General features: G+C 46.0%; 15 protein-coding genes. 12 read left to right on the forward strand and 3 right to left on the reverse strand.

The window, feature by feature from the left end; genetic code table 11:
* Nucleotides 1-11 precede the first annotated feature (11 nt).
* From gspD to QTN95_RS05630, 11 genes are read left to right on the forward strand one after another with little or no spacing between them, the layout of a single operon-like run.
* The gene (gene gspD / locus QTN95_RS05580; RefSeq protein ID WP_331416663.1) at nt 12-2036 is read left to right on the forward strand and encodes a type II secretion system secretin GspD; all 2025 of its coding nucleotides are present in this window, start codon (nt 12-14) and stop codon (nt 2034-2036) included.
* Nucleotides 2036-3526: a type II secretion system ATPase GspE gene (gspE, locus tag QTN95_RS05585; RefSeq protein ID WP_331416664.1), complete on the forward strand. Its 1491-nt coding sequence runs from the start codon at nt 2036-2038 to the stop codon at nt 3524-3526. Before gspD ends, gspE begins: the two co-directional genes overlap by 1 nt.
* On the forward strand, nt 3526-4752 hold the full coding sequence (gene gspF / locus QTN95_RS05590; RefSeq protein ID WP_331416665.1) for a type II secretion system inner membrane protein GspF: 1227 nt from the start codon (nt 3526-3528) through the stop codon (nt 4750-4752). Before gspE ends, gspF begins: the two co-directional genes overlap by 1 nt.
* Before the next feature lie 41 nt (nt 4753-4793).
* A complete protein-coding gene (gene gspG / locus QTN95_RS05595) occupies nt 4794-5237 on the forward strand; it encodes a type II secretion system major pseudopilin GspG (RefSeq protein WP_138972908.1) in 444 nt (147 codons plus the stop codon).
* Between the two features lie 21 nt (nt 5238-5258).
* Entirely contained in the window at nt 5259-5843 is a 585-nt protein-coding gene (gspH, locus tag QTN95_RS05600) for a type II secretion system minor pseudopilin GspH (RefSeq protein ID WP_331416666.1), read from the forward strand.
* A complete protein-coding gene (gspI, locus tag QTN95_RS05605) occupies nt 5830-6186 on the forward strand; it encodes a type II secretion system minor pseudopilin GspI (RefSeq protein ID WP_138972910.1) in 357 nt (118 codons plus the stop codon). The genes gspH and gspI overlap by 14 nt, the downstream gene beginning before the upstream one ends.
* Nucleotides 6173-6826, forward strand: a complete 654-nt coding sequence (gene gspJ / locus QTN95_RS05610; protein ID WP_331416667.1) for a type II secretion system minor pseudopilin GspJ — start codon at nt 6173-6175, stop codon at nt 6824-6826. Before gspI ends, gspJ begins: the two co-directional genes overlap by 14 nt.
* Nucleotides 6816-7829, forward strand: coding sequence for a type II secretion system minor pseudopilin GspK (gene gspK / locus QTN95_RS05615; RefSeq protein ID WP_331416668.1), 1014 nt, complete (start codon nt 6816-6818; stop codon nt 7827-7829). Before gspJ ends, gspK begins: the two co-directional genes overlap by 11 nt.
* Nucleotides 7795-9012 (forward strand): type II secretion system protein GspL, encoded by a 1218-nt coding sequence (gene gspL / locus QTN95_RS05620; RefSeq protein ID WP_331416669.1) that lies wholly within the window; start codon nt 7795-7797, stop codon nt 9010-9012. Before gspK ends, gspL begins: the two co-directional genes overlap by 35 nt.
* A gap of 10 nt (nt 9013-9022) precedes the next feature.
* Nucleotides 9023-9514 (forward strand): type II secretion system protein M, encoded by a 492-nt coding sequence (locus QTN95_RS05625; protein ID WP_331416670.1) that lies wholly within the window; start codon nt 9023-9025, stop codon nt 9512-9514.
* Nucleotides 9515-9518: 4 nt separating this feature from the next.
* Nucleotides 9519-10280, forward strand: a complete 762-nt coding sequence (locus QTN95_RS05630) for a type II secretion system protein N (RefSeq protein WP_331416671.1) — start codon at nt 9519-9521, stop codon at nt 10278-10280.
* 57 nt (nt 10281-10337) lie between these two features.
* Here QTN95_RS05630 and envZ read toward each other — a convergent pair whose 3' ends face one another.
* Complete coding sequence (gene envZ / locus QTN95_RS05635; RefSeq protein WP_138972916.1) at nt 10338-11645, reverse strand: two-component system sensor histidine kinase EnvZ; 1308 nt, start codon at nt 11643-11645, stop codon at nt 10338-10340.
* 72 nt (nt 11646-11717) lie between these two features.
* Nucleotides 11718-12437, reverse strand: a complete 720-nt coding sequence (gene ompR, locus QTN95_RS05640) for an osmolarity response regulator transcription factor OmpR (protein ID WP_331416672.1) — start codon at nt 12435-12437, stop codon at nt 11718-11720.
* 174 nt (nt 12438-12611) lie between these two features.
* Here ompR and greB point away from each other — a divergent pair, with 174 nt between their 5' ends.
* Complete coding sequence (gene greB, locus QTN95_RS05645; RefSeq protein ID WP_331416673.1) at nt 12612-13091, forward strand: transcription elongation factor GreB; 480 nt, start codon at nt 12612-12614, stop codon at nt 13089-13091.
* A 63-nt stretch (nt 13092-13154) separates the two neighbouring features.
* Here greB and QTN95_RS05650 read toward each other — a convergent pair whose 3' ends face one another.
* Nucleotides 13155-15041 (reverse strand): ATP-dependent zinc protease family protein, encoded by a 1887-nt coding sequence (locus QTN95_RS05650; RefSeq protein WP_331416674.1) that lies wholly within the window; start codon nt 15039-15041, stop codon nt 13155-13157.
* Nucleotides 15042-15186: the final 145 nt, after the last annotated feature.

Raw genomic sequence — 15186 nt, forward strand, 5'->3', positions numbered from 1 at the left:
AGGAGTGAAGAGTGAACCATTGGCTTAAAAAAAGCGCATGGCTTTTAGCGGGAAGCTTACTAGTATCACCAACAATGTCGGTAGCTGATGATTTTAGTGCCAGCTTTAAAGGCACAGACATCAGTGAGTTTATCAATATAGTTGGACGTAACTTAGAGAAGACGATCATCGTCGATCCTTCTGTGCGCGGTAAGATTGATGTACGTAGTTACGATATGTTGACCGAAGAGCAATATTACAGCTTTTTCCTCAATGTACTCGAAGTCTACGGTTTTGCTGTTGTTGAAATGGACAATGGCATTCTGAAAGTGATTAAAGCAAAAGATGCGAAAACGTCAGCCGTCCCTGTTGTAGGAGATGGCCATATCAATGGTGATGAGGTTGTTACTCGTGTTGTTGCTGTGCGAAACGTGTCGGTGCGTGAGCTTTCGCCGTTGTTGCGTCAATTGAACGACAATGCGGGTGCGGGTAACGTTGTTCACTACGATCCAGCGAACATTATCTTAATTACTGGACGCGCAGCGGTTGTGAATCGCTTGGCTGACATCATTAAGCGTGTAGACCAAGCGGGTGACAAAGAGATCGAGGTGGTAGAGCTATCGAACGCGTCTGCGGCAGAAATGGTGCGAATCGTTGAAGCTTTGAATAAAACGACGGAAGCCAAAAATACTCCAGCATTTTTGCAGCCAAATTTCGTCGCTGATGACCGCACCAACTCGATTTTAATTTCCGGCGATCCCCAAGTTCGTCAACGTCTGAGAAAGCTTATCCAACAGCTAGATGTTGAAATGGCATCCAAAGGTAACAACCGCGTCGTTTATCTTAAGTATGCCAAAGCGGAAGATTTAGTCGATGTCCTAAAAGGTGTGTCTGATAACTTACAAGCGGAGAAGTCGACGGGCACTAAAGGGAGCGGTACTCAGCGTGGTGAGGTGATGATCGCCGCTCACCCAGAGACGAATGCTCTGGTCCTTACTGCTCCGCCAGATATTATGATTGCTATCCAAGATGTCATTGCCCAGCTTGATATCCGTCGCGCACAAGTACTGATTGAAGCCTTGATCGTAGAAATGGCCGAAGGAGATGGGGTCAATCTAGGAGTACAGTGGGGTTCTCTAGAGAGTGGTGCGGTAATTCAATACGGAAATACGGGTGTACCGATTGGACAAGTGATGGTCGGACTCGAAGAGGTTAAAGATACTACGACAACTGAGAGTTACTGGAACTCGACGACGAACAAGTGGGAGTCTCGCCAGTCGACTGAAAAAGGTAGCTACAGCACATTAGCTTCTGCCCTGTCAGGCGTTAACGGGGCTGCGTTGAGTGTTGTTATGGGCGATTGGACCGCTCTAATTAGCGCGGTTTCAACGGACTCAAACTCTAATATTCTATCTTCACCAAGTATTACCGTTATGGACAATGGTGAGGCGTCTTTCATCGTTGGTGAAGAAGTACCTGTTATTACGGGTTCGACAGCGGGCTCTAACAATGACAATCCGTTCCAAACGGTCGATCGTAAAGAAGTGGGTATCAAACTGAAAGTGGTGCCTCAGATTAATGAAGGTAATTCAGTCCAGCTCAATATTGAACAAGAAGTGTCGAACGTGCTTGGGGCTAATGGTGCTGTCGACGTACGTTTTGCTAAGCGTCAGCTAAACACTTCTGTGATGGTTGAAGACGGTTCAATGATCGTATTAGGTGGCCTGATCGATGAGCGAGCGCTAGAAAGTGAATCCAAAGTGCCGCTATTGGGTGATATTCCGTATTTGGGGCATCTGTTTAAGTCAACCAGCACACAGGTTGAGAAGAAGAACCTCATGGTGTTTATCAAGCCAACCATTATTCGTGATGGTGTGACTGCGGATGGCATTACTCAACGTAAATACAATTTCATTCGTGCAGAACAGCTTTACAAGGCTGATCAAGGCCTAAAACTAATGAGCAATGACAATATCCCTGTGCTCCCTAAATATGGTGAAGAAATCCGACACCCAGCTGAAATACAAGCGTTTTTAGACCAAATGGATAAACAGTAATGGACGTACAAGTCACGTCATACTCAAAGCGTCTACCATTTAGTTTTGCCAATCGGTTCAAGCTAGTGCTTGAACCGACTGAAGCGGGAATGGTGCTCTATTACGTTGAACCTATTTCAGTCCAAGCTTTGTTAGAAGTGAAGCGTTTTTGTGCCCAGACTTTTTCATTGCAGTCGATCAGTATCGAGGCGTTTGAAAGCAAACTAACGGAAGCCTATCAACGAGATTCTTCTGAAGCTCGTCAGCTAATGGAAGATATTGGCGCTGATAGTGATGATTTTTTCTCCTTGGCTGAAGATTTGCCACAAGATGAAGACTTGCTTGAATCTGAAGATGATGCGCCGATAATCAAGTTGATTAATGCCATGCTAGGTGAAGCGATCAAGGAAGGTGCTTCAGATATCCACATCGAGACATTTGAAAAGAGTCTTTCTATCCGTTTTCGTGTTGACGGTGTGCTCCGCGAGGTACTTTCACCTAGTCGTAAACTAGCGCCATTGCTAGTCTCACGCGTAAAAGTGATGGCTAGACTTGATATCGCTGAGAAGCGAGTACCACAAGACGGCCGCATTTCTCTGAGAATCGGCGGTCGAGCGGTTGATGTGCGTGTTTCAACGATGCCTTCTTCGCATGGTGAGCGAGTAGTTATGCGTCTACTAGACAAAAATGCCACACGGTTAGACTTGCATAGCTTAGGGATGACCCCATCAAATCATGATGCATTTCGCGGCATGATTCAGCGACCACACGGTATTTTATTGGTTACCGGTCCGACTGGTTCGGGTAAATCAACAACCTTGTATGCAGGGTTGACGGAGATTAACAGCAACGAGCGAAACATTCTTACCGTCGAAGATCCGATTGAGTTTGATATTGATGGTATCGGTCAGACTCAAGTCAATCCAAAGGTTGATATGACGTTTGCCCGAGGCTTGCGCGCGATTCTTCGTCAGGACCCTGACGTGGTGATGGTGGGTGAAATTCGTGACCTTGAGACCGCGCAGATTGCAGTTCAAGCGTCTTTGACTGGTCACTTAGTGATGTCGACGCTCCATACCAATACGGCAATTGGTGCCATTACTCGTTTGAGAGACATGGGCATTGAGCCATTTTTAATCTCCTCTTCACTTCTTGGGGTTCTTGCACAACGTTTGGTTAGAACGTTATGCCCTAGCTGTAAGGAACCATATCAACCCGATGCCGAAACAAAAAAATTGTTTGCTATCGAGCCTGAAGCAGAGCTTACCTTATATCGAGCTTGTGGCTGCGAAGCGTGTAACTTTAAAGGTTATCGTGGGCGTACTGGCATTTATGAGCTTTTGGTAGTGGATGAAAATGTCCAGACACTCATTCACAGTGAAGCGGGTGAGCAAGAGATAGAGAAGCATATCCGTCAGCATACTCCAAGTATTCGGAGTGATGGTTTGAGTAAAGTCCGTCAAGGCATTACGTCACTTGAGGAAGTAGTGCGAGTGACTAAGGAAAGCTAATGGCGGCATTTGAATATAAGGCTCTCGACGCTAAAGGCAAAACCAAAAAAGGCGTTATTGAAGGCGACAATGGTCGGCAGGTTCGAGCTCGGCTTAAAGAACAGGGCTTGATTCCAGTCGAAGTGAGTGAAACTCGCCAGCAGGCGAAAAAGAAGAGCGAACAGCCGTCTTTATTTCAGTTTAAGCGAGGTTTAAGTACACCTGATCTCGCTCTAGTGACCCGTCAACTGGCCACACTTGTTCAGTCCGGTATGCCATTAGAAGAGTGTTTAAGAGCCGTTTCCGAACAGTCAGAAAAACCTCGTATTCGCACCATGTTGTTGGCAGTGCGTTCCAAAGTGACAGAAGGTTATACCTTAGCGGACAGTTTGGCGGATTATCCTTATGTATTTGATGATCTGTTTCGCTCAATGGTTTCTGCTGGAGAAAAGTCAGGTCATTTGGATTCGGTTTTAGAACGATTGGCAGATTATGCGGAAAATCGTCAGAAGATGCGCTCCAAATTACAGCAGGCATTGATATACCCTGTGGTGCTGGTGGTGTTTGCGATCGGTATCGTCGCTTTCCTACTCGCGGCAGTCGTACCGAAAATCGTTGGTCAATTTGTACAGATGGGTCAGGAGTTGCCTCAATCTACCCAGTTTTTGCTCGCTTCAAGTGAGTTTATTCAGAGCTGGGGGTTACAACTTCTTGTGGCCGTTATTGTGATGACTTATCTGTTTAAATATGCTTTGAGCAAGCCGAATGTACGTCTCAAATGGGACCGAAAAATTATCGCGATGCCACTGGTTGGGAAAATTGCTCGTGGACTTAATACTTCTCGGTTTGCTCGTACATTATCGATATGTACATCGAGCGCAATCCCTATCTTAGAAGGTATGCGGGTTGCGGTGGATGTTATGTCGAACCATTACGTCAAACAGCAGGTCTTAATTGCTACGGATAATGTTCGTGAAGGTTCAAGTTTGCGTCGAGCTTTGGAGCAGACCAAACTTTTCCCTCCAATGATGCTCCACATGATAGCCAGTGGTGAACAAAGTGGTGAATTAGAGGCGATGCTGACACGTGCTGCGGATAACCAAGATGCAAATTTTGAATCAACGGTGAATATTGCGTTAGGGATCTTTACTCCAGCACTGATCGCTCTTATGGCTGGGTTGGTTCTATTTATCGTGATGGCGACGTTAATGCCAATTTTAGAAATGAATAATTTAATGAGTTCATAATAGCTTTGAGCTTATCGAAGCTGCTTGTCGTGGAGAAAAAAATGAATAAGAAAATGAACGTTCAGAAAGGCTTTACTCTATTAGAGGTCATGGTCGTTGTCGTCATTCTAGGGATTTTAGCGAGCTTTGTTGTTCCTAACTTATTGGGTAACAAAGAGAAAGCGGATCAGCAAAAAGCAATCACTGACATTGTAGCGTTAGAGAATGCGCTTGATATGTACAAGTTGGATAACAGTGTTTACCCATCAACGGATCAAGGTCTTGAAGCGCTGGTAACTAAGCCATCAAATCCTGAACCACGCAATTATCGTGATGGTGGCTATATCAAACGTCTACCATCAGACCCATGGGGCAACGACTATCAATATTTAAGCCCAGGCGACCACGGCAGTATTGATATCTTTACCTTAGGTGCAGATGGTCAAGAGGGCGGTGAAGGCGCTAACTCGGATATTGGTAACTGGAATATTCAAGATTTTCAGTAAGACATCCAAGTTAGGTTAACTATGCGCCGTCACGCAGGCTTTACTCTGCTAGAGATATTGTTGGTATTGGTGCTGATATCTTTGGCATCCGTAGCCGTTATTTCAACACTGACTGTCAGTGCCGAAGATGTTGCAAAGAAGCAAGCCCAAGCGCTGTATTATCGCATTCAACTGCTCAATGAAGAGGCGATGCTAAGTGGGCGTGATTTCGGCTTAAACATCAATGAGGAAAAGTCGACCTATCAATTTATGCATTTAACCTCCAAGGGGTGGCAGAAACTGGATGAACAACATATTCCAGAGAAAACCGAGTTGGACTCGGGATTGGCATTGATGCTGCAACTTGGGGGGGATGTCTGGAGCGATAAAGACCGACTTTTTGAGCCAGGTAGCCTGTTCGACGAGGAGATGTTTGCTGAACAATATGACGAGAAAAAACGCCCACCTCCTCAAGTCTTCATTATGTCGAGTGGAGAAATAACACCTGTATCAGTTGCTATTTATCCGCAGCAAAAAGATGCTGAACGTGATGCATGGCACATAGTGGTTAAAGAGAGTGGACAGATACTGTTGCTGGCTCCAGGAGAACGTGATGAAGGCGAGTAAACGTGGTTTTACCTTGCTGGAAGTATTGGTGGCATTAGCGATTTTTGCGACCGCAGCGATAGCGACGATTCGTTCTGTTAGCCAGCATATTAATACGCTCAATTTCTTGGAAGAGAAAACTTTTGCGAGCATGGTCGCAGACAATCAGATGGCGAAAGTGATGCTATCAGGACGAAAACCAAGCAAGCAAAAAGGAACTGAAATGTTAGCTGAACGCGAATGGTTTTGGTCGGTAGAGCCTGTTTCTACAGCGGGTGATCTTCTGCAAGCATTTGACGTGAAAGTGGCAGCAAGTGCGAAAGGAACACCCGTTGTGACGGTAAGAAGCTATGTACCGAAGTAGTCAGTCTTCCTCACAAGGTTTCACCTTAATTGAAGTTCTTGTCGCTATCGCGATTTTTGCCAGTTTGAGTATTGGAGCTTATCAGGTGCTCAATCAAGTTCAGCGCAGTAATGAACTGTCACTTGAACGTAGTGAACGGCTAAAAACGCTACAGAGAACGTTAGTCTTTATGGATAACGATTTTCGCCAAATGGCGCTGCGTCAATCACGCACCAATGGTGAGGAACCATCTCCAGAGCTGATTCATTGGCAGGATTACCTACTTGATTCTGATGCTAAAGGCGTAATGTTTGTACGCTCTGGCTGGCATAACCCCCAACAGCAATTCCCGCGAGGGGAGGTGAGCAAAGTGGGGTATCGATTAAAAGAAGGCGAGTTACAGCGGGTGTGGTGGCGATATGTTGACACTCCAGTTGGCCAAGAAGGGATAGTGATGCCCTTGATTGATAAGGTCGACTCCTTTGATTTACGTTTTTACGATGGCAACCAGTGGTTAGAACGCTGGGAAACGAATTATACCTTGCCGAAAGCTGTGCTAGTGAAGTTGGTATTTGAGGATTACGGAGCAATAGAACGTATCTATCTAACTGCTGGTGGTGCTTTAGAGGTCGACGAGGAGCAAAACGCGGATGGGTCGTAAGCAGCGTGGTGTGGCTCTGATTATTATTTTGCTGCTCTTGGCGGTGATGGTCAGTATCGCTGCGAGTATGGCAGACCGTTTGTTTGGTCAGTTTAGGCGCGCGAGCAATCAGCTCAACTACCAACAAGCTTATTGGTATAGCGTGGGCGCGGAAGCGTTGGCTGAAGCAGGGTTGAAACAGAGCTTTAGAGACTCAGATACCATCAATCTTTCTCAGCCATGGGCACTGGAGGAACAAACCTATCCATTGGATTACGGAACTCTGAAAGGGCGCTTAGTTGATAAACAGGCCTGCTTTAACCTCAATGCTTTAGCTGCCGTCACTGACCAGCCTAGTTCCAGCCGTTCGCCGTATTTAGTGGAAGTCTTTCAGCGTTTGCTCGAGGAACTAGAGGTTGAAAGCTATCAGGCAGAGATAATTTCTCAATCGTTGTGGGAATATTTGGATAGTAATGATGTCAGCAATTCCTCTGCAGGTGTCGAAGACAGTTACTATGAATCTATCTCTCCGGCTTACCTTACTGCCAATAGTATGTTGTCAGATAGCTCTGAGCTGAGAGCGGTGAATCAGGCTTCTGGTGAGGTGGTGCACAAGGTCTTGCCTTATGTGTGTGCAATACCTACGTCTGACTTTCGCCTCAATGTGAATACACTGCAACCTGATCAAGCAGAGTTGCTGTCTGCACTGTTCTATCCACATTTGGCGACCAGTGAGGCAAAAAAGCTCCTTGATAGCCGCCCTTTTGATGGCTGGACGACGGTTGATGAAATGCTTAGTGAAGGGGCCTTTTCCGGTATTGATGAAAAGGTGCTGCAACAGGCTAAGGGTTACCTTGCCGTCACAAGTGCTTATTTTGAAATGGATGTGGAGATCGTCGTTGATGACTCCCGAGTAAGAGTTAGAAGCTTGCTCTTTAGTAATAATCAAGAAACTGCGACGGTTATTCGCCGTCGCTTCGGAGGTATCGGTGAACGAGTTTCTGATCGTTCGACTGAGCAATAATCCGACCTTAGCTGTTCAATGGTTAGTATGGTCGGTGACACAGCAGGAAGTGATTGCGAGTGGCGAGCTTGCGAACCAAGATGCTATTGCGGACATCGCGCCGTATGGGGAAAACCGACGTACGATCGTTTTGCTCTCTGCTTCGAGCTTAGTGCTAAACGATATCGCGATCCCCGCGGGTGCCAGTCGTCAGCTTGAAGCGATGCTGCCGTACGTAATGGAAGATGAGCTGGCACAAGATGTTGATCAGCTCCACTTTACCATTTTTCATAAAGGTAACGGACGTGCTCAGGTGTGTGCGGTTGATAGCGAATGGTTAACACATATTCTGCAACGTTTGACAGCGATTGGTTGTCAGATTCAAAAAGTGCTGCCAGACGTATTAGCTTTGCCCGAGTCAAAGGGGATTTCCGCTGTTGAACTTGATGGACAATGGCTACTGAAGAAATCGACGTATTCAGGGATATCAATTGACAGCGAGTGGTTGGCTCTAGTAGCGCAGTCTGACTGGGTGAAACGTGAGGATGAGTGTTTGCCGTTAACGGCCTATTCCGCTTTGCCTGAATTGGAATTGGAATTGGATGAAGAGCAAGATTGGCAAGAGACTCAGCCTCAGTTGGTGATGCAGTTACTTGCTGAACAAGCCGTTGCCAGCAAACTGACTTTGCTCACTGGGCGATTTAAGCCTAAGTCTTCATTTGGTCGTTACTGGAAAACATGGCAGAAGGTAGCCGTAGCTGCAGTATTGCTGCTCGCTGTCATCGTGGTCGACAATGTACAGAAGATACAGCGTTATGAAGTGCAAGCCACAGCGTATCGAGCGGAAAGTGAGCGTATTTTCCGCCAGTTGGTGCCAGGCAAAAATAAAATACCGACAGTCAGTTACTTAAAGCGTGAATTGGAACAGCAAGCACGATTGATGTCAGGGTCTGGCCGCGATAATTCCATATTAAGCATCCTTGCCACCTTACCGCCAATATTGAGCCAAGTGCCCTCTTTGGATCTGGTGAGCTTTAAGTACGACAGCAATAGAAATGAGGTAAGAGTGCAAGCTCAAAGTAAAGACTTTCAAACCTTTGAGAAAGCTGCAGAGTTGTTAGCCACTCGATTCGAGGTTGAGCAAGGGCAACTTAACCGCTCTGGGAGCCTAGTCAATGGCTCATTTATTTTGAAACCATTGTGAGGTGTATTGAGTGAATAATTTACTGACGTCCTTACAAACGTGGTGGCTAAGTATCTCTCAGCGAGAGCAACGCTTAGTGGTTGTGTGTGTTTTTTTTGCTGTCCTTGGAAGTGTCTACTGGGGGATCGTACAACCCGTCGCTCAAAGGGCTGATGATGCACAGATGCGCATCCAAAGTGAGAAACAGCTTTTGGCTTGGGTTCAAAGCAAGGGTGATGAGATCAGCAAGCTAAAAGCACAGGGCGGTCTGACGGTGTCGAGTATGCCAATTAATCAGGCCATTTCATCAAGCGTTAAACGTTTTAATGTTGAGCTTATTCGTGTCCAGCCTCGTGGAGAGCAATTTCAAGTTTGGATTGCGCCAATGCCATTCAATCAGTTTGTTAGCTGGATTGCCTACTTACAAGAGACATACGGGATTGAGGTCGTATTTCTGGATGTAGATAAAGGCGCTCAAGATGGCGTGGTCGAAGTGAATCGATTGCAGTTAGGTAGGGGTTAACAGAGTGAAGAAAACCATTCTATCGGGTCTATTCATCAGTAGCGTGTTTGTCGTAAGTGCGATGTTTCACATGCCCGCACAGTTCATTCTTCAATATGCGCCTTTACCCAGTGCATTGCGTGTAGCTGATATCGAAGGGACGGTATGGCAGGGAAGTGCCCAGCAAGTTCAATGGCAGGGCACAAATTATGGGGCACTCAACTGGCAGTTTAATCTGGTTAAGATGCTCGCGGGTTCACTAGAGGCGCAAATTCGTTTTGGTAGAGGCAGTGACCTCTCACTTCAAGGTCGAGGTGTGATTGGTTACGACTTCAGTGGCTTTTATGCGCAAAACCTTATTGCCGCTATTTCCGTAGAAGAAATGATTAAGTTTATCCCGCGCTTACCTGTACCGTTGGATCTCGAAGGTCAGGTTGAGGTCAATCTTCGCTCCTATCGCTACGCCCAACCATATTGCGATAGCGCTCAAGGAAGCTTAGTGTGGAATACTCAAGTGGTGAGTACGCCACTGGCAGATCTCTATCTCGGGCCGGTCATTGTACAATTTAGTTGTCAGCAGAGTCGTATTGATGTGCAAGGAGAGCAGCAGAGCCAAGAGGTTGAAAGTGGCTTCAGTGCTGAGGTTGGGGCGGGTAGCTACAAGCTGAGTGCTTGGTTTAAGCCGTTAGCGGAGTTCCCTCAAGCGTTACAACAACAGCTCAAGTGGCTGCCAGAGCCTGCGGATAGTGATGGTAAATACCATTTCAACAATCAAGGGCAATGGTAACTGCTAGGTATCGAGCAACAATGTATAAGGGCAGCGTGATTCACGCTGCCCTTTTGATTATTTGCTGGCGGGAAAACTGATTTGTACTCTTAAACCGCCACCACTGCGATTATTAACGATAACCGAACCGTTATGTTGGCTAACAATTCGTTTGACTATCGCAAGTCCAAGTCCAGTACCTTCGCTTCCTCGAGCGGTATCACCGCGAGTAAAAGGTTCAAACAGTTTGCTAATCTGGTTCTGTTCAATGCCAGGGCCGTTATCTTCAACACAGACCCAAACCAGTTTGTTGTCTGCGGTGATGCCGGTGCTGACCTTTATCCATCCATTTCCATATCGAATCGCATTCACAACGAGGTTACTAACGGCACGTTTAATCGCGATAGGGCTGCCGAGCGTCTCTTTAAGTGGTTGAACCAAAGCGGTTTCAATTTGTACTTCATACCCACCTTCTGATGAGGCGACATCGTTAGCAATTTCATTCAAATCGACAGAGACAAATGACTGCTTGTTCACGGGCTTTAGATAGTCCATGAACTGGCTGATGATTTCATTACACTCTTCGGTGTCGCTAATAATTCCTTCTGCAAGATAGCTATCTTCTGGTGACATCATTTCGGTTGCTAATCGGATGCGGGTTAGAGGGGTTCTTAGATCATGGCTGATACCCGCCATCAATAGAGCGCGATCTTCTTCTAGAGCCTGAATGCCTTTTGACATCTGATTAAATGCGCGTGTTACGGAGCGAATTTCTGAAGCACCTTTTTCCGGAAGTGGTGGTGGAATCTCCCCTCGTCCTACGACTTTCGCTGCCTTTTCTAAAGCAATAAGTGGTCGATTTTGTAAACGAATAAACAACCAACCACCGGCTACGATAAGTAGCGCCATGATCAAGCTGTTACGAAACAGCGGTGTGAAGTCTTCTTCCTGTAGTTCGGAGAGGGGAATACGTAACAGCGACCCTGGCAGAGAATCGATCTTCATCCATAACACATAGCTGTCGTTACCCAACATCATTCGCACATCTGTGGGTGAGCCAAGTTCATTGCTCATCTCCTCACTCATCAAGTCGATCGACACTGCATGGTAGTACTCGTCAGCAATCGGGCTATCTTCAGCATGGATGGTGACACCAAGCTGCTCCAAAACTCGTCTGCGTAGAGGTGCATCCATCGCTAGTTCATCCTCTAGGCTTGCCGAGTCATCAAGCATTAGGTTTATTTCATGCCCGAGGATTTTATTGAACTGTTGCAGGCTAGGCATTAACGCGTAGTTGAACACGGCGTAGTAAGAATAGACCTGACTTGCGATTAGTAGAGTAAGAAAGATAAAGATGGATTGTGTAAATGAGCTGCGAATGCGCATAACGCCAACCTTAGTGGAGTAGAAACGAAGAGTGCGAGACCGGGTCTCGCACTCTAGTAAATCTAGAAACTGTTAGGCTTCTTTACCATCAGGGACAAAGACGTAGCCCAATCCCCAAACGGTTTGGATGTAACGAGGTTTACTTGGGTCGACCTCAAGCATACGGCGCAAACGTGAGATTTGTACGTCTATCGAACGTTCCATTGCTGAGTATTCACGACCTCTAGCCATGTTCATCAATTTATCGCGAGACATTGGTTCACGTGCGTTCGTCACAAGTGCTTTCAGTACAGCGAATTCGCCTGATGTTAGGGGCATCGATTCTTCGCCACGGAACATTTCACGAGTTCCTAAGTTGAGACGAAATTCACCAAACTCAACGATCGACTCTTCGCTGCTTGGTGCGCCCGGTAACTCAATGGTTTGTCGACGAAGAACCGCCTTGATACGCGCGAGTAGTTCTCGTGGGTTAAAAGGTTTTGGTAGATAGTCATCTGCACCTACTTCAAGGCCGACAATACGATCGATCTCATCACCTTTCGCTGTCAGCATTAGAATGGGTAGCGTATTATTCGCATGACGCAGGCGACGGCAGATGGATAAGCCATCTTCACCCGGCAGCATTAAGTCGAGAACCATCAAGTGGAAGTTTTCACGAGTTAGCAGGCGGTCCATTTGCTCGCTATTGGCAACACTACGAACTTGGAATCCTTGCTCAGACAAGTAACGCTCTAGTAGTGCACGAAGACGTGCATCATCATCAACAACTAAGATCTTGTGATTTTCTTGCATGTAATGGTTCCACCTATTTGATAAGCACGCACTAAAACAGGGTAGAGGAAGACTTACCCATTGCGCAGCTTAAAATGTAACACTGTTCACGCTCTAGTGGAGCAAAGAATTGTTAACGTTTATTTCCTTTTTAGCTAATGTATATCGTAACTTCAATCTAATAACGTCAAAAATATGAAAACAAACCTAATAACCCGAGAAGGCTACGACCGACTCAAGCGCGAGCTTGATTTTTTGTGGAGGGAAGAGCGCCCTGAGGTCACTAAAAAAGTGACTTGGGCTGCGAGTCTTGGTGACCGCAGTGAGAACGCAGACTACCAGTACAATAAGAAACGCCTGCGAGAGATTGATCGTCGCGTTCGTTATCTGAGAAAGCGACTCGAACAGGTTAAGGTGGTTGACTATTCGCCCCAGCAGGAAGGCAAAGTATTTTTTGGAGCGTGGGTTGAAATCGAAAATGATGCTGGTGAGGTCAAGTCATTCCGTATCGTGGGGCCTGATGAAATTTATGGGGACGCCAAAGGGTATATTTCGATTGATTCTCCGATGGCTCGTGCGTTGCTTAAAAAAGAAGTTGATGATGAATTCAGTGTGAAAACGCCCGATGGTGACAAAGAGTGGTTTGTGAATCGCATTTGCTACTCAGCTGATTAAGGAAGGTTTCACCCACAGTATAAGTCCCGCCTATATATATAGCGGGACTTTTTATTTCTGTTTCTATTGAGCAGGTTCACTAACGAGATAGTTGCTTTCGCTGGCAACTACGGCCCCATACTTGAGGAAGTTCTTACCCAAAATCATGCTGTAATGGAAACGACTCCGATCCTGTAAATTGACGCGAATGTTTTTCTCAAGATGGCCAAGCGATACATGCATTTCGACAACAGGCCGTGTTGTCGCCTCTTCGCCCTTTTTGGCTGTAATCGTCATGTTATCGAGCACTTTACGAGTGAAATCCTGTTTGACACCCTGATCGTTTTCATAGGTAAAGCTCACCATTTGCTGACCATTGCGTTTAAACAACTTGATGTTTTGCGCATTGATGGAGCTGACGTCGGCTCCAGTGTCTAGCTTCACAGGGATACTCATACCTTCGACTAAAGCCTCCTCAATATGCCCGGCTTTAAACAGTGGATAAACATCAAGTAGGTGTTCACTGCGCGTATTGATGAGTACACCATCTTTTGACATTTTCTGGCCGATGACAAAGTAATCTTCTGACTCATTTTCATCTAACACGTCTATCGCATAAGGAAGTTCCACCGGCTCTCCGTAGAGCATGAAGGTACCGAATATCACCGGGCGAATAGAGTCGCCTACCTTGAGTTTTTTGTTGATAGGCTTTGAAAACTGCTTGGCTTCCCCTTCATGGTTGGTCAGATAGTAGGTCACCCAGTCTTTGCCATTCTTATCGAACATCTCGAAACTGCTGACTTTGAGTAGCGGTGTTTTGACCGTTAAAGATGGTTGAGCTTCTAAGATAACGCCATCTAAATCGATAGATTCGCTGCCTGAAACTTGCATTGCCTTAGAGCGAGGGTTGAAGAACTTAGGGCTGCCAGACAGTAAGGATTTTTGTTTGGTATCAACCATAAAGTGTCGATTCAACGTCTCTTTGCCTAATCGCAGTTGAGATCCATATTGACTTCGGTCACTCAAATAGACCAACCAGTATTGAGTCGGTTGATTGGGTGTATCTATTGGTACAAACACCATTGGACGCGGTTTGCCACCGACACTGAGTTGCCTAATGACAGGTAGCGTCAGCGCTTTTTTCTCGTCTTGGCGGTTTTCGATTGTGAAGGTCACCCGTTGAGTCTTCGAGTCTACGTTGACGTCTTTGGCATGCAAAACGCTGTAGTTACTATGGAGTGAGTAGCTAATCTTTTGTTGGATACCTGCGATGGTGACCGTTTCTGCCCGACCGAGAAGCTGGGCCTGTTTTTGCTGTTGTAGATAGTCATATCCAGCAAGAACCCATGCGTTGTTGCTAAGGAAGGTTTTGCCAATCAGAATCGGAGAGGAAAATTGGCTTCGGTCGGTTAAGTTTACCTCCGTCATTACCGTTTTATCTGCAATGGTTAGAGGTAGGGTGACCGTTGGTCGCAAGATTGGCTGCTTCTGAGTTCGGTTTCGAATCACGCTGACACGAGTAATCGGTCTAGTAATTTCTATAGCCTCACCAGTGTATGGGTGAGTGATGGTGAAAGACACGCTGACTTGATAAGGGGCAAACAGCCCTGCATGCCACTTATCATAGTGAACGTTATCAATTGCTGGATGAGCAATGAGTGCTTTCATTAACTTTTGATCGCGCAATTGACTAAAATCTGGATGGCGACTGGACACATGAATATTGGTGGCATGCATTGAGGTGGTATCCGCACCCGTATCAATCTTGCCCGCAAAGGCTATCGTTTTTAGCGGCTCTACATCACTAAGGTAGACACTTTCTACTCGACCCAGCACCAATTTATCCTCAAGAGTGTAAAGAGGATGCTGTGTCGTTGCACTCAGCACGGAATTGAGAGAGCTATTATCCGCGATAGAGAGTGACGAAAAGAAAACGGATAATACAGAAAAGGCCAGCAAGATTTTTTTCATAGTGGTTCCATATATTCATTGTTCGTTCAAAGACTTGAACGAAGTTAGTTCCAATTTTCAAATTTTAGTTCGAATGATAGCAATAGTTCTGACATAACTTTCACACAATTGCCAACCTATCGTTCTAACTATTGCGTAACCTTGC

Origin of the sequence: Vibrio sp. M260112 (genome assembly GCF_036533775.1) — a bacterium.
In the GTDB taxonomy this organism is placed as follows: Bacteria; Pseudomonadota; Gammaproteobacteria; order Enterobacterales; family Vibrionaceae; genus Vibrio.